Genomic DNA, 14,301 nt, shown 5'->3' with positions numbered 1-14,301 from the left:
CCCTTTACTCTCTCGCGCCGCACGGCGCAGGGGGTTGGATTAGGCGTAGAGGGCGTCAGCGAAGCGGAGCGCGCTCACGATCTGCTCTTCGGTGGGGATTCCGGGAACGGCGTGCAGATGAATCACGGCTCCGTCACCGCCGCTGGTCTCCTTCGGCGGTGCTCCGTTGAACCCCTGGGCATTGGCAATCATGTCCCACTGGGTCGGCGTGAACACCGGCTCGGGACGCCCCAAGCCGTTGTAGACGAGGGACAGGCCGGGAGGCAGATAGCCGCCGCTGTCGTAGCCGCCAGGGCGATCGAGCGCGGAAAGCGAACCGTACCTGTGCACGGCATAGTTGAGGCCGGAATATATGTTGGCCAACGGGTCAATTGACGTGCCGTACAGGAAAGGACCGGTGTTTCTGAAAGGGCCTGCGTAGGCGTCAAAGGTGGGGCCGATTACCTGCATCAAGCCCACGCTTGGGGTGCCGTCCTGCCAGTTGACATCCCACGTGTTGACGATGCCTGGGTTGCCGCCGGATTCGTCATTCATGCGGCGAAGAACGGTGTCCAGCCATGAGGCGGGCTGGCCGAGCATGGAAAGGGCGGTGAGGACCTGTGGCGTCCACCGGGTAACCCCGCTGCCGCCGGCGTCCCCGCCCGATCGCGGGCTTCCGCCGGCCGAGAGGAAGCCCTTCACGTAGTCCACGACGGTGTCTTTCAGGCCGGTGACCGGCGTCGTGAAAACGCTGCGGATCATCTGCGACCACTTGGCCTTGTTCATGGCGTCGAGGTCGCTGAATACCGGCTTCAGCAGCTTGTCCATGGCTTCGCCCGGGTGGGCCAGCATGTCGGCCGCGCCGGACACGCCGCGCCAGGCTTTCGTAGCCTTGTCGCTGCCCCAGTCCCACGCCTTACCTGCGGCGTCGCGCCCCCAGCCGAGGGCGGAGCCGATGACGCCGCCGCGGGCGAGCATCTGCGTGCCGGCAGCCTGGAGCAGGCCCAGCGCCCGCCCGCGGTACTTGGGATCGGTGGGGATCACGAACTCGGGCCAGCGGGGATTTCCTTCACCCACAATCGCGGTGGGCTTGTTGAAGACGCCGGGCCTTACGGGCAGCGGGCCGCCGGATTCCAGGAGTGGCAGCTTTTCCATTTTGAGCTTGTCGCCGATGCCGGGAATCCAGCCCGTCAGGGTGTTCCAGATATCGAGAACGCCCTCGTTCCAGACGGTGCCGATCACGAAATTGACCGGCCCCTTTGTGGCGTCCTGGATTTTGTGCCACGAGATGGCTACGGCGTCCTTGGCGGCGGCGAATGCCTTGCCGACCAGGTCGATTCCGACCTTCAGGGCGTCGAAAGCGGGCTTGATCGCGTTGTCCCAGCCCCATTCGATGACGCCGCCGATGCCCCGCCAGGCGGGCTTGACCACGTCGTAGTACAGCCACTCGACGGCGGGGCCGAGGACGTTCTTGAAGAACCAGACGAACGCGGCGACGGACGGTCGGATGACGTTGTCCCACGCGAACTCGATCGCGGCGCCGATCAGTTGGAACGTGGGCCGCACGATCGCGCTGAACAGCCACACGATCACCGGGGCGAGGATGTTCTTCGTGAACGACCAGAGCGCTTGCAGTGCCGGTTGGATGACCGACACCCAAACCGTGGCGATCACTTGGCCGATGAACTGGAACATCGGCCAGACGATCGCCTGGGCGAAGTCGACAACGACCGGCCCGAGTGTTTGAACGATAAACGACCAGAAGGCCAAAAAAAGGGGTTTCAGTGCGCCGTTCCAGACGGCGCCAACCACGGCTCCTATCCCCAGAAATGCGGGCTGGACGGCGTTCAGCCACAGCCACATGACCGCCGGCGCGACCGCCGTCATGATGAAGGCGGCAAGCCACGAAAGGGCGGGCCGAAGATAGGTGGCCCATATCAACTGGCCTGTGCTGGCGACCCAGTTGAAGAAGGGTTCGAGGGCGTTGTGCCAGAGCCAGAGGAACGCAGGGGCGACCTGCGTCATGACGACGGCAGCGAGCCACCGGAACAGCGGCTGGAGGACCGCGTTCCAGACGAACAGGGACGCCGTCTTGATCGCGTCCCAGCAGGCGGTTACCGCGTCGCGGAACCAGCCGAAGCGCTGGTAGGCGTAGTAGAGGCCGACGCCGAGGGCGACGACGGCAGCGATCACCAGGGCGATCACGTCGGCTGTCCAGCCGATCGGCGTCGCCTGTATCAGCACGGCGAGCGCGCCCGTGGCGGTGTTGACCAGCCATTCCGCCAGGGCGACAGCGCGCAGGCCGAGGCTGATGCTGATCAGCGCGACGCCGATCGCCTCCAGCACCCCGGGCGGCACCGCAGCGACGAGGCGGGCCAGGTCACTGACGACCGGCAGCGTGACGTGCGAGATCGGCGCTAGCGCCGTGGCGACGTTGCCGAGGGCGGCGGCGATGTTGCCGAGCAGCTCCCCGACGACGGGGCCGTTCTCACGGATCCGGGCCAGGAACGCGGCGAAGGCGGGGTTGTCCCGCAGGCCGGTGCCCCAGTCGGCGAAACGTTTCGCCCCGCGCACCAGCGAGCCGGTGAAGGCTTCGGTGTGCGGGAGGGCGGCGTCGAAGGCGCCGGCCACGCCCTTGGCCATGTAGCCGGCGGCCGTGCCGACGCCGACGATGGCCGGGCGGACGGCGCCGGTCAGGTCGTCGCGGAAGCGGTGCCAAAATGGCGTCCGCATGTCCCGGGACGTGGCGTCCCACAGCTCCCGCGCACCCGCAGCCGCACTCTTGACCAGCGGCGTGAAGGCCGGCAGGGAGGCCCGCGCACCGTCCAGGGCGCGGGTGAACAGCGGCATGACCTCGGGCTGAAGCTCCCTCGACCAGTCCTTAACGGCGCCCTTGAGCGCCACGAACGCGTCGAACGTGGCGCGGGCGCTAGGCGTGAGGGCATCCAACGCCCGCTGGTACTTCGAGGCTGCCGTCTGGGCGGCCGTCGCCGTCTGCGCGCTCTCGCGCTGCGCGTCGGCAACGCGGCGCTGGGCGGTGGCAACCTGCTCGGCCGCCTGCTGCTGGGCTTTCCCCACCGCGCGGACGGCGTCCGCCACCCGGCCTTGCGCGTCAGCGACCGTGCGGGCCTGGTCACTGACGCGCTGCTGGGACTGCGTGAGGGCATCGTGCGCCCGCCGTACCTGCTCGCTCCCCTCGACGCCGGCCTCGTTCGCCCGGCGGACGTCGGAGGCAAGGCGGCGGTGGGCGAGCTGCTGTTCCTTGAGCCGCTGGAGAGCCTGGTCGTAGTCGAGCTGGGCGCGCTCCCGCTCGAGTGCGCCGGCGCGCGGGTCCGCGGCGGTCTTGGCCAGGTCCTCGCGGGCCTGGGTGAGGTGCAGGACGGCCGCCCGCTCCGACAGTGCGGCATCCGCGAGGCGGTTGCCGAGGTCTTCGAGCTGGCGGGCGGCGTCCGCGCGGGCGGCGGTCAACGCCTCCTGCGCACGACGGGCGTCGTCCTGCGCACGGGCCAACTGCTCCTCGGCCCGGACCACGCCCTCTTCGGCGGCGGTCACCTGCCGTCGCGCGGCCTCCACCTGCTCCGCGCCCTGCCGCTGCGCTGCTGCCAGGGCCCGGACGGCCTCTTCCTGCTGCCGGGCACGCTGCGCGGCCTGCGCAGCCACGGCGGCGCCGTTGCCGGTCGCGGTGGCGGCGGCGTCCTCGGCGGCCTTCTTGGCCTGGAGCGCCTGGACGATACCGGCGAGGGCCGGGGCGGCGACGGCGGCCAGAACGGCGAAGCCGCCGGCCGCCGTCAGGGTGGCGGCGGCCAGTCCCCCGACCTGCGCGGCCACGACCTGAACCGCCGGTACGGCGGCAAGCCCGGCCAGCGCGGCGGACAGGGCCCAGGTGCCCAGGAGGGCGGGGCGGGTGTTGAAGTCGATGTTCTTGCCGTCGAGGGCATCGACCTGAGCCCGGACGGCAGCCAGAGCGGAGGACGCCGCAGCGGCGTCCACCCGCACGTCGATGTCGGCGTCGGCGGCGGACAGCGCGGACAACCGCGCCTGCACCATCTCAACCTGCGCCAGCGCCGCCCCGGCCTCGACGTCGATACCGATCCGGGCCTCGGCGAGCGTGGCGAGCTGCGCGCGCAGCGCCGCCAGCTCCGCCCGCGCCGGCGTCGTGTCGGCGTTGACGTTGATCTCGGGCAACGCCGCCTGCGCCGCCTGCACCTGGGCCCGCAGGCGGGCCCCGAAGGTCCCGTCCGTCTCCAGCCGCACGCGCCCCGGGACGGCCGTGATCCGGTCGATCTCCTCGCGGACGGCGGCGAGCTGGACGCGGGCGGCGGCGGTGTCCGCCCGCACCGTGACGTCGGGATGGGCAGCGCCGAGCCGGGTCAGCTCGGCTTCGATCTCGTCGACCTCGGCGCGCGCCGTGGCGGCGTCGAGGTCGATGCCGACGGTCTTGCCCGCCAGCGCCTCCATGCGCACCCGCAGCGCCTGGAGGTCGGCGTCCGCCTCGGCCGTGTCCGCGCCGACCGTGATGTTCGGCAGGGTGCGGAAGGCGGCTTCGAGGCGTGCGCGGACCGTGCGGGCGAACGCCCCACCGGTCTCCTCGCCCGCACGTGCGGCACTGCCCTGGGCAGCCCGGCCGCCGGCGCGGACCGCGCCCGGGATCGCGTTGCGGATGGCGGGGGACAGTGCGGAGGCGATGGCCCGGCCGAGGCTCGCGCCGATGCGGGCGCCGTCGTCGGCATAGCCGCGCATCGCGCCGGCGAACGCCCGGCCGGCCAGCCGTCCGGCCTCCTCGCCGGCCTGCCGGGAGGGCTGGGCAAGGTCGGCCGCTAGCTGGGCGCGGATCCCCTGAACATTGGGGATGACCTTGACCTCGACCGAGCCGATCAGCGTGCCCACCGGCGGCCCCCTTATCTCTCGGGGGACCAGCCGCTATGGGGCGGGCCGCCGTGCTACGTCGGTTGTGCTGGCGCGGGCGTGGTGCCGCGCATGATCTGCCACAGGGCCTCGGCCGCCGCACCGCTCATCCGTCCCCGCACGGGGGCTTGGCCGGTGCGGGGGATGCCGGGACGCGCCACCGGCTCCGGTGGCGTGATCTTCTTGCGGGCCTTGCTGTCCGTGTTCGCCACCACGTAGCAGTGGGACAACTGGCGGACAGCGTCGATGAGCTGGGCGAGGAGCATGTCTGACTGCGACCACCGGCCCGAGGCCGGATCGCTGCCCGCAGCTCGTTCGTCCAGGGCCCCGTCCGGGGCCGTGTTGCGCAGTGCGGTCATGACCGCCGACTCCGGCGGCAGGTGCTCCACCATCACCCGCACCTGCCGCCAAGACAGGCGGCCACGGTGCAGGTCGAGGAGGTCAGCCCGGTAATAGCGGCGCAGGTCCGCTTCTACCGCTTCGCCGTGCTCCGCGAGGAGGCGGTACGTCCAGAGGACTTTCCCAGGCCCTCGCCGCCCGCATCGGCCACCTCGCGCACCCACGCGCCGATCTCGTCCTGCGTCGGGTCCACCTCGTACCAGACGGACACGTCGTCCGCGTACAGCACGCCTTCGGCGAACGCATCCAGGTCACCCGAGTTCAGGGCGCGCAGGTGGGAGGCGCGCCACCGCTGCGCGGGGAGGACCCGCACCGGGCGGCCGGCCAGCGCCGCCGTCACGTAACCGCCGGAGGCGTCGACTTCCTGGCCGGCGGGGTGGGGCGCCACGCCGGTCTGCTGCGGCACATCGGTCAGGGCGCCGGCGGTCGGGGTTTCCATCATGGTCTCGGACATGGGTTTCTCAACTTCCTTACGGGAAAAGGCTCAGCGGGTCGGTGGATGCCGTTAGGCGGCGGGAGCGAAGTCGGACTGCGTCGGGGTCGTCTGCCCGGTGGTCGGCTTCGGCGTGATGACGTCCGACACCTTCGGCGCCCCATTGGCAGCGGGGGGAATCGACGCGGTGAAGGCGTGGTAGACGGTCACGTTGGAGGCGTCCGGGTAGGCCGTAATGGTGATGTCGTAGCCGGCCATTTCCTCGCTCTTATAGGTGACGTCGGAGCGGTCGGTCACCTCGCCGGCGGGGACGTAGAAGCCCTCCATCGTGTCGCCGTCCACCGTCAGGAAGTAGAAGGCCCGACGGTCCGGCTTGGGGCTCGCGCTCTCGGCGAACCGGGCGATGCCGTCCTTGTCGGGGGTCAGGTCTGACGTCGGAATGCGGAAGACGAGGGACTTGCCCACTGGGTTGTTGGTCTCCCAGAGGGTCAGGCCGAACGTTCTGACGCTCTTGGTGATCTGGGTGCGGAAGGCACTCGTCACGCCCCACGGACTGAATTCCTTGTGGTCCTCGTCGATGCCGAATTTCAGGCCGTCGTCGGAGATGGCGCCGAGTCCTGCCCACGGGGCCAGGGGCGTCCCCAGCCCGACGGGGCTCGGGGTGCCAAGAGGGGCGACCCAGGCGCCGCCGGTCGCACCGACCATCGTCAGGTCCGCAGAGCGCGTGATCTGAAGCAAAAAAGTTCCTTCGCGAAATCATGCGCACCCGGCGTCTCCTCCGGGGCGCGGGGCCAGCGGCCCGGAGTGAAAAAGGGGGGAAAGGGCGGGGTTCAGCGGGTGTGCAGGCGCACGGAGTAGGTGGCGCCGACCCTGACCACGGCCGGGTTCGTCCAGGGACGCACCGCCGGGGCCGCCGTGGTGGAGCAGGCGGTGACCACCACGTCGCCGGTGGCGGCGGAAATGGTGCTGCCGGGCAGGTGCTCCAGCAGCAGGGCTCGCAGGCGGGCGGCGAGGGCGACGGCCTGGGCCCGGGTGCCGGCGAACACGTCCACCTCCACCACAGCGGCATCGAGGCGGAACCCGTCATCGGTGCCACCGCTGCGGTAGAGCCGCACCAGCGGCAGGACAGTTTCGAGGTTGGCGGGGGTGTCCGTGCACACCCGCATTCCGTCCAGGAGGCGGGGCAGCCAGGCGATGAGCGCGGCTTCGGCGTCCGGCCAGTGGGCGTTCATGGCTACTGTCGCCTTACTGCTGCCCGCCACAGCGTGTGGTGGGCGGGGGTGTCGCCCGTGCCGTACTCGACGGCTGCGGCGTGCCGGGCGGTGTTGATGACCATCGCCCCGGTGCGGTCCTTCTTGGCGCCCATCCCGCGCTGGGCCCAGACCTCGAAGGAGTCGCGGTAGACGCCCGTTTCCACCGGGGCGGTTGCGCGGGCCCGGTCGGCGATGACCTCGCCTGCCCGAACCATGGCGGTGGCGATCATGGTCGTGTTCAGCATCGCGCGGACGCCCTTGCGGTACACCCGCACTCGCACGTCGCCGGCCATTGGAGCCTCCTCTTCCCCCGTCTCGGGGGTGGGTCAGCCGGTGGTGCGGCGGGCGGTCAGGTGGACGCCGGCGCCTTGGCCGGTGAACGGGGAGCGGTGGATAGTCACGGCCCCGTGTACCTCGAAGACCTCGCCGCGGATGCGGATGCGGTCGGTGGGGCGCACGTCGGTTCCCACGGGGAGGTAGACGGCGAGGGCTTCGGTGACCGTGTCCCGCCCGTCGGTCACCTCACCAGGCGGCCCGGCGGGGGCGATGACGCAGCCCGGGACCAGCTGCTCGGCGTCCGGGCCCGGCAGGTCGTTGCCGTAGATGTCGCGACCGGTCGCACCAGGACGTAGCACCGTGACCGGCTCCCCGAACGGGAACCCGGTCACAGGCCGCCCTCCGGATAGAGGAGAAGGGCGGTTCCGGGGGCCACGCGCACACCGCCGTGGGCCAGCGCGGTGACGGGCCCTGCCCCGGCGGGGGTGGGGTCGACGGTGAAGGCGCCGCCCCGGCCGGCCATGAGCTTGAGCGACCGGCGTTCGTCGCGCGTCATGTACAGCCCCGCTTGTGCGGCTGGCCGCTGGACGCTGTAGGGGCCCACCGTTTCGGCGGCGAGCCCCTGCGGGTTGGCGTACGCCCGTGCGGCGACGGACAGCACGACCGCGCCGGCGCCTTCGGGCAGCGGGTCCACCACCGCCCGGCACAGCGCCTCGGCCTGCGTGATGACCAGTGCGGCCCGCGCCTGCTCGACGTCTTGGCCAAGGAAGGCGGCGAGTTGCCCGGGGTCGATCAGGGGCAAAGGCTCACCCCCGATCACGTGGCAGCCGCGCAGAAAACGGGGCTTGGGCTGTTCCGGGCGTTAGGCGGCCTGCACGAAATCGGACTGCTTGGGCGCGGCCTTCGGTGCGATGACGGGCGAGGTGTAGGTCACGAAGGCGTTCTTGTCGCCGACCGCGAAACCGTAATGTGCCTCGGCGAGAAGGAGAACCAAATTCTCCTGGAACGCGGAATGCATGTGACCGTCGGAGTCGATGTAGGTACCGACGTCGGTGGACTTGATGGTGATGTCCATACCGACGCCGTACACGCACTGGTCGAAGTCACCGGCGACGGCGCGAAGGCCCGTATCGGCCGTGATGGACTGCCGGTTGAGTCGCCCACCTACACCTCGGTTGTAGGCGATCGGGTAGCCGACGAGGGAGCCCCGTGTAACGGTGCCCTGCCCGGCCGGATCGGGTACGAAAATCGGCCGACCGGTGGTGTCCGTGGTCAGCAGCATTTCCGGCTTCAGGAGCGGGTCGGCCACAAAGCCGCTGGTGTCGTATCCGGCGGTGGCCACCTGCTTAAGGCCGCTTACAACGTCGGCATAAATGCCACCCTTAGCCTGCGTAGTGGTGCCGAGGGCCACGGTATTGGGGGGGGCCGCAAGGTAGTCCTCGAACGGGCCCTTACCGCCGGTGAGGGTCTTGCCGTGAATGGCTGCGTAGTCGAATGCGCGGCCAAGCGCGGTGGGGAGGTCCCGCTGGAGCTGTGAGAACAGACCTGCGGGGTTGTTCATAAAAACTTCGGCGCTGACCGGCACCAATACGGCCACCTTCTTGCCCCGCATGGTGCGGACGGAAAGAGAGGAGGCGCCCAGAGGCTTGGTTCCGGCCTCATCGACCCAGTCGGCAAGCGGGACGTCCCCGGACACCGGGATGGCGGTCTCGGCGGTCATCGACAGCGGAACGCGTCGGGCGAGCTGCATCACCGCCGACGATTCCACCGCCCTGTCAAAGATCGGGCCCGTGATCTGCGGGGGCAGCAGAGTGGACGGAACAGCGGTGGACTTGATCGGGGTGAGCGCGGAAATAGTGCAGAGTCCTTAGGCGGTGCGATGGAACAAAGCGTGCAACAGGGGAAGTTCAGCGGTGCAGCGTGTTGCGGATGATCGCCGCGAACATCTGCGCCGGGTCACCGGCCGGGAGCTGACCGGAAGTGCCCTGGGAGGGGTCAGGCATCATCAGCGGCCCGCCGGCGGCGGCCTGCTCCGGGGCGGGGGTGAAGGTCGCCAGAAGGTCGTCGGCGTCGGCTTCGAGCTCTTCGCGCGTGGCGCCGACCAGCCGTGCGGCCTGCTGCGGGGACAGGCCCTTGGCCTGGGCGACGGGCGCGCGCAGCAGTTCGGCGCGCGACTGCTCGGCCGCCCGCTCTGCCGTCTCCGCCCGCTCCATGAGCTTCTGCACCTCCGACTTCTCCGCCTCGCGGAGCTGGTGGAGCTCGGCGGCGGCCGGCTCCAGCTCCGCCACGCGCGCGAGGTGGGCGGCCAGCTCGGCATTCAGGCGTTCGATCTCCGCCCGCGCCGCCGTCGGCTCGTCCCACGCGGGGACCGGCTTGGGCGGCGGTGCGGGAGCCTCGGGCGACTCGACAGGGGCATTAGATGACATAGCGGGCACCTCTGGGCAAAAAAGAAGCCCTGCCGGAGGACACGGCAGGGCTAGGACGGGCGGGGGGTCAGGTGGTCGCGCGGTCGGCCGGTGGGCGGCTGCGGTGCTTGGCGTCGAAGGCGCGGCGGAACGCGGTCAGCTTCTCGGATCCGTAGACGCCGTGGGACGCCTCGTAATACAGCTCCTCCCACGCGTCCACCTGCGGTTGCGGCTGCGGCTTCACTCCGCGGAACGCCGGCTCGGCGTGGCAGTGGCAGCGGTCGTGATACGGCTCGCCGTCCTCACGCCGCGCGGCGGTGCGCTGGTCGGTGTAGACGAGGCCGTTGACGGCCAGGAGCGCGCAGAAGGCACAGCACCCGGCGGTGGTCACGCGCCGCCAGCCGACCGCTTGGGGGTCGGCGCGGGCCGCCTTCTCGATCGTTCGCCGTCCGGCCTGGGCCGCAAGGCGTTGCACCCGGACGAGGTCGCGTTCGGCCTGTACCGCCTCCCACTGCTGTGCCGCCTTGCCGTCGTCCGCGTCGCCCGACGGGCGGCGGGATGCGGAGGCGCGCACGGCGCGGCGGGACGCGGTGATCTGGCCGATGGGCGGGGGCCCGGCCACGGGCACGTCGAAGGCGCCCGGCACGCCGGCGGCCTTGCGGGCGTCGGCGTAGTACTCGGCGGCCAGTTCGGCGGAGGCAGCACCGTAGCGGTGGATCATGTGCACGATCGTTGCGGACCAGGCGCGTTCGCGCTCGGTGCCGGGCGCGGTGGCCTGGTAGCGCTCCTGCGCGGACCGGTACTCGGCGGCAAGGGCGCGGCTGAGCGCTTCCTGTCGGCGCCGGTGGGCGTCGGCTAGGGCGCGGAGGATCTTCACGCGGCCAGCCCGAACCCGTCCGAGTCGGCGGTGTCGCCGGTGGAGGGGGTGAGGGTGCTGGCGAGTTCTTCGAGTGCGGCTCGGCCGGCGCTGCGGCGGCGTTCGGTGGCGATCCGCTCGCGTTGCGCGCGGTCTATTCCGGCTCGCTCGAGTGTCACTTCCGACTCTGCCGGGAGCACGCCGGCCGCCACCAGCTTCACCGTGGCGTCCGCCTGTGCGGCCACCGTCGGCGTTGCGGCGTCGCGCCACAGCACCTCGATACGGGGTACTGGCGCGGGGAGGCCGGAGAGCTGGAGGGCGAGGCGCATCGCGCGCGACCAGGCACCCGCGAAGCTGCGCTGACGACGTTCGGCCTTCTTGATCAGCCGCGCTTCGCTGGAGCGGATGGCTTCGGCGGAGGCGGGGTTGTCGGTGGTATAGCCGAGCATGTAGGCGGGTACCCCCGCGACGCCGGACATGAGGCGGGCGTACATGTCCACGAGCCGCCCGTACACCGCCGGGTCGTAGGCGGGGAACTGGCCCACCTGCGGGGTGTTGCCGTCCTCGTCCCGTTCCAGTGCCAGGTACCGGCCCGTGTACGTCTCCCACGCACCGCGCGGCGAGCCGTCCGGGCCCTGGAACGCACCCTCGGCGGCGCCGAGGATGTAGCGCTGGGGTGCGCCGAAGAACTCGCGGGCGACCTCGCCGCCCAGCAGGGTGCGGCACGCGCCGTCGGTCAGGGCCCGCACCTCCGGCGTGATCTCCGAGGATCCGCGGCGGTCGCCGGTGCGGGGCCGGTTGGCCAGGCGGACCACGGGGACGGCGCCCAGGCGGTGCGGGCGGCGTTCCACGACCGACCAGCCGGTTCCCGTCCCCTGAAGGTCAATGGTCTGGTCGGGAAGGTAGAGGGTGGCGGTGCGCTGGGCGCCGGCGGTGATCTGCCGCAGGGCGGCCCGCACGGTGCGGGTGCGCACGTCGTAGTCAACGGTCATGTGCTGCGGCGCCTCGACCGACACCAGCGGCACCCCATCGTCTCCGACCCCCACCACCAGGTAGGCCCGCCCGTACACCAGGGCGTCGAGGTGCGCCAACTGCGCCTCCTCATACAAGTCGTTGTGCGCCCACAGCCCGGCCAGTTCGGCGTCCGCGCCCGGGGCGTCCGGGCAGCGCAATCCGTCGATGTCCAGGCGCTCGTCCAGGGCGTCCACGATGATGCGCGGCCAGCCGGTCACCGTGCGGATCCGCTGCAACGCCGGTGGCACGGCGATGCCCAGGTTCGCGACCCGGGACAGGCCGGTGAAGTAGGCGTCCAGCGTGGCGAACTCCGCCTCGTCCTGCGCCACCAGGGCGGACAGGCGCGCCAGCGTATCCAGCTCGGCAGTGGACAGGGACAGCGAGGGCAGGGCAGGGGTGGACAGGGCGGTACGTCTCCTCGATCTTGCTAGCCGAGGACGACCACACGCCCCGAACCGCGCGCCTTGCGGCGCGTTGCGAACTTGTGGGAGTTGAGGACCAGGCGCCGCAGCATCCGGGCGCCGACCATGCACACGGCGAGGTCGACCTTCCGGGCGGACTCGCGGTGCTCCTTGCCGATCGTGACGCCCCAGGCGTTGACCCGGCGGCGGGCGTTGGCGACGTGCGTGCGCATGATCCGGTGCCCGTCGTGCGTCAGGGCGCGTTCCAGGATGTCGGAGCGGGTGCGCATCACCGCCTCCGTGAACGCCTGCTGGCGCTTCGGGTCGCCCATGTCCCACTCGACGGCATGGCGGCGCAGGCCGGAGGTGACCGCGTGGACCAGGAGCCGGTTGCCGTACCGTTTCGCCCACTCATCGATGTAGTGATCCCAGTACCGGCCACCCCTGTTGGGGTCCGTGGCCGTGCCGGGGTCGGTGGCACCGCCGGCGCCCGGGTCGGTGCCGGTGCCGGGGTCGGCGAAGAACGCCAGGACCCGGTAGCGGCTGAAGGTGCGTTCCACCACGCCGTCCACCTCGTCCCGCGGAACCGTCCACCCGTCTGTGCGGGGCGGGCGCTGCCAGACGCCGAGGGTGACCACGTGGCCGTCGGAGACGCGGCAGGCCGCAAGGCCGGTGGCGTCGTCGCTGGTGGAACCGTCGAAAAAGATCACGATCTCGTCCCCATCGGCCAGGACGAGTTCCGGGCGGGCGCAGGCGTCCCACTCGTACCGCGCCATCCACGCGTCCTCGCTCGCCGTGACCTGGTTGTACCAAAAGCGCCGGGAGCGCGACGGGGGGTTGCGGACGTCGAGGATAGAGGCCACGATCCGGTCGACGTCCAGCCAGTGCGCATCACCGCGCACCGCCCGGATCACCGCCGGCGCCCAGGCGGCGTTCAGCTTCGCTTCCGGCGGCGCCTCCAGGGAGTCGTACAGCAAGCCGGTATCCGCCGCACGGCCAGCCTGGACGTCCTCCCACGCCTCCCGTGTGCGCTCGGCAACGCTGTCGAGTCCCGGTTCAAAGGCATTGGTGATCGCCAGGGTGCGGGCCGCGCCGTCGGCTGACTTGGTCGCGTTGCGCTCGATCACGGCCGCCATCTCGTGACCGCCCGTGGACTGGGTCCACCAGTGCGTTTCGTTCATGATCGTTGCCGTCGTGCGTCCGCCTTCGAGGGCGGCCGGGGACGACGTCACGGCCTCGATCCGCGCCGCACCCTTGTGGGCATAGATGATGGTCTTGCCCAATTCGATGCTGTATTCCTCGATCGCCCTCTTGGTGAAGAGGGAGGGAAAGAGCGTCATCAAGTTGCGGTTCTGGTCGAACGACACCGCAGCGCACTGCACCCAGGCGGCCGGGTGCGGCTGTCCGATGGGCTGGCCGGCCAGTTCCCCCGTGGTGAACGTCCGGCCGCTGGGCCGGCATGGGCCTACGAACTCGATCGCCGAAATCGCTGCGGCGGTCGGGTCCTTCCCCCACCCCTTGAGGCGCTGGAGAACCGCGTCCCGATACAGGAACCGGTGGTCGGCGTCGAGCGCGTAGAACCAGAGGATGAACCGGAACTGTTCACCGGTCCAGGTCCACGGCCGGCCGTCGGGGTGCTGGAGGTACTCCGCAGCCCACACCGAGACGTGCCAGCCCAGGGAGCGTTCCGGGACGACGAACGAGCCGTCCTCGTTGCGCTGCCAGGCGGGGCCGAGCGCCACCGGCACCACCTTCTCCGGCGGCTCTTCCTCCGCCGGCGCCGGGGGCGTGCTCATGGCGCACCCCCTTCGGCGCGGGGGCTATCCGCTCAGTGCCTTGCGGTAGGTCTCCAGCGCCGTCACGCCTGCGGGTACCGCCTCCTCGGCGCCGCCGCGCTCCAGCTCGATCCGCACCCGCCTGCGCGCACCCTCCGTCGTCAGGAGGTCGGTCATCGCGGAGGAGACAGCGGCGAAGAGCTGAGCGGAGAACCGGCTGTTGTTCAGGTTGCGGCTCATGGCCTCGGCGACGTACCGGGCCACGGCGACGTCGGAGGGCTCGTAGAACTGCGACTGACCGGAGGCGGCGAGCGAGGTGAACCAGTCGGCTGCCACGGGATGCCAGCCCGGATCGGGCGGCGGCCAACTCACCGCGCCCGGAGCGGAAGCGGCACGGACCAGAGCGGGCCCGTCGTCGTCCTTGTTGCGGCGCCGACGCTCGGTCGAGCGCTTCGGCACCGGGCCCCGGGTTCCCACGGCCATCACCTCCTCGACGAGTGCGGGGACGGCGGCGGGTGCTCCGGCGGGCCGTGCCCACGACCGCCCGGTGGGCACACCCGTTAGGGGGCGGTTACCGGTCGCTGGCACGGCCCGCGCGGGGCGCG

At 71.1% G+C, this 14,301-nt stretch carries 14 protein-coding genes; all 14 read right to left on the bottom strand.

Features of this window, described 5'->3' with window-relative positions; translation table 11 throughout:
• Positions 1-39 precede the first annotated feature (39 nt).
• Entirely contained in the window at positions 40-4,866 is a 4,827-nt protein-coding gene (locus ACIGXW_RS17125) for a hypothetical protein (RefSeq protein ID WP_399573733.1), read from the bottom strand.
• Between the two features lie 53 nt (positions 4,867-4,919).
• Complete coding sequence (locus ACIGXW_RS17120) at positions 4,920-5,276, bottom strand: hypothetical protein (protein WP_399573732.1); 357 nt, start codon at positions 5,274-5,276, stop codon at positions 4,920-4,922.
• Positions 5,277-5,356: 80 nt separating this feature from the next.
• The gene (locus tag ACIGXW_RS17115) at positions 5,357-5,737 is read right to left on the bottom strand and encodes a hypothetical protein (RefSeq protein ID WP_399573731.1); all 381 of its coding nucleotides are present in this window, start codon (positions 5,735-5,737) and stop codon (positions 5,357-5,359) included.
• Positions 5,738-5,788: 51 nt separating this feature from the next.
• The gene (locus ACIGXW_RS17110) at positions 5,789-6,454 is read right to left on the bottom strand and encodes a phage tail protein (RefSeq protein WP_399573730.1); all 666 of its coding nucleotides are present in this window, start codon (positions 6,452-6,454) and stop codon (positions 5,789-5,791) included.
• A gap of 92 nt (positions 6,455-6,546) precedes the next feature.
• Positions 6,547-6,948 carry a hypothetical protein gene (locus ACIGXW_RS17105; RefSeq protein WP_399573729.1) on the bottom strand — a complete coding sequence of 134 codons (402 nt, stop codon included), beginning with the start codon at positions 6,946-6,948 and terminating at the stop codon, positions 6,547-6,549.
• Positions 6,949-6,950: 2 nt separating this feature from the next.
• Positions 6,951-7,262, bottom strand: a complete 312-nt coding sequence (locus ACIGXW_RS17100; RefSeq protein WP_399573728.1) for an HK97 gp10 family phage protein — start codon at positions 7,260-7,262, stop codon at positions 6,951-6,953.
• Between the two features lie 33 nt (positions 7,263-7,295).
• A complete protein-coding gene (locus tag ACIGXW_RS17095) occupies positions 7,296-7,637 on the bottom strand; it encodes a hypothetical protein (RefSeq protein ID WP_399573727.1) in 342 nt (113 codons plus the stop codon).
• Positions 7,634-8,047 (bottom strand): hypothetical protein, encoded by a 414-nt coding sequence (locus ACIGXW_RS17090; protein WP_399573726.1) that lies wholly within the window; start codon positions 8,045-8,047, stop codon positions 7,634-7,636. The genes ACIGXW_RS17095 and ACIGXW_RS17090 overlap by 4 nt, the downstream gene beginning before the upstream one ends.
• A 60-nt stretch (positions 8,048-8,107) precedes the next feature.
• The gene (locus ACIGXW_RS17085) at positions 8,108-9,052 is read right to left on the bottom strand and encodes a phage major capsid protein (RefSeq protein ID WP_399574046.1); all 945 of its coding nucleotides are present in this window, start codon (positions 9,050-9,052) and stop codon (positions 8,108-8,110) included.
• 100 nt (positions 9,053-9,152) lie between these two features.
• Positions 9,153-9,671 (bottom strand): hypothetical protein, encoded by a 519-nt coding sequence (locus ACIGXW_RS17080; RefSeq protein WP_399573724.1) that lies wholly within the window; start codon positions 9,669-9,671, stop codon positions 9,153-9,155.
• Positions 9,672-9,738: 67 nt separating this feature from the next.
• A complete protein-coding gene (locus tag ACIGXW_RS17075) occupies positions 9,739-10,527 on the bottom strand; it encodes a hypothetical protein (RefSeq protein ID WP_399573723.1) in 789 nt (262 codons plus the stop codon).
• Complete coding sequence (locus ACIGXW_RS17070; RefSeq protein WP_399573722.1) at positions 10,524-11,849, bottom strand: phage portal protein; 1,326 nt, start codon at positions 11,847-11,849, stop codon at positions 10,524-10,526. Before ACIGXW_RS17070 ends, ACIGXW_RS17075 begins: the two co-directional genes overlap by 4 nt.
• Before the next feature lie 98 nt (positions 11,850-11,947).
• On the bottom strand, positions 11,948-13,717 hold the full coding sequence (locus tag ACIGXW_RS17065) for a terminase (protein WP_399573721.1): 1,770 nt from the start codon (positions 13,715-13,717) through the stop codon (positions 11,948-11,950).
• 24 nt (positions 13,718-13,741) lie between these two features.
• Positions 13,742-14,179, bottom strand: a complete 438-nt coding sequence (locus ACIGXW_RS17060; RefSeq protein WP_399573720.1) for a hypothetical protein — start codon at positions 14,177-14,179, stop codon at positions 13,742-13,744.
• Positions 14,180-14,301: the final 122 nt, after the last annotated feature.

The organism is Streptomyces sp. NPDC053079, from assembly GCF_044546695.1.
Lineage (GTDB): Bacteria > Actinomycetota > Actinomycetes > Streptomycetales > Streptomycetaceae > Streptomyces.
The sequence above is the reverse complement of the archived record's forward strand: the minus strand, read 5'-3'. Positions and strand labels throughout refer to the sequence as shown.

What these genes read in the sequence shown, in the direction of transcription:
- ACIGXW_RS17080 (WP_399573724.1), bottom strand. Translation starts at nt 9,671, where the DNA reads ATGTCATCTAATGCCCCTGTCGAGTCGCCCGAGGCTCCCGCACCGCCG.
- ACIGXW_RS17100 (WP_399573728.1), bottom strand. Translation starts at nt 7,262, where the DNA reads ATGGCCGGCGACGTGCGAGTGCGGGTGTACCGCAAGGGCGTCCGCGCG.
- ACIGXW_RS17105 (WP_399573729.1), bottom strand. Translation starts at nt 6,948, where the DNA reads ATGAACGCCCACTGGCCGGACGCCGAAGCCGCGCTCATCGCCTGGCTG.
- ACIGXW_RS17115 (WP_399573731.1), bottom strand. Translation starts at nt 5,737, where the DNA reads ATGTCCGAGACCATGATGGAAACCCCGACCGCCGGCGCCCTGACCGAT.
- ACIGXW_RS17120 (WP_399573732.1), bottom strand. Translation starts at nt 5,276, where the DNA reads ATGGTGGAGCACCTGCCGCCGGAGTCGGCGGTCATGACCGCACTGCGC.
- ACIGXW_RS17065 (WP_399573721.1), bottom strand. Translation starts at nt 13,717, where the DNA reads ATGAGCACGCCCCCGGCGCCGGCGGAGGAAGAGCCGCCGGAGAAGGTG.
- ACIGXW_RS17060 (WP_399573720.1), bottom strand. Translation starts at nt 14,179, where the DNA reads ATGGCCGTGGGAACCCGGGGCCCGGTGCCGAAGCGCTCGACCGAGCGT.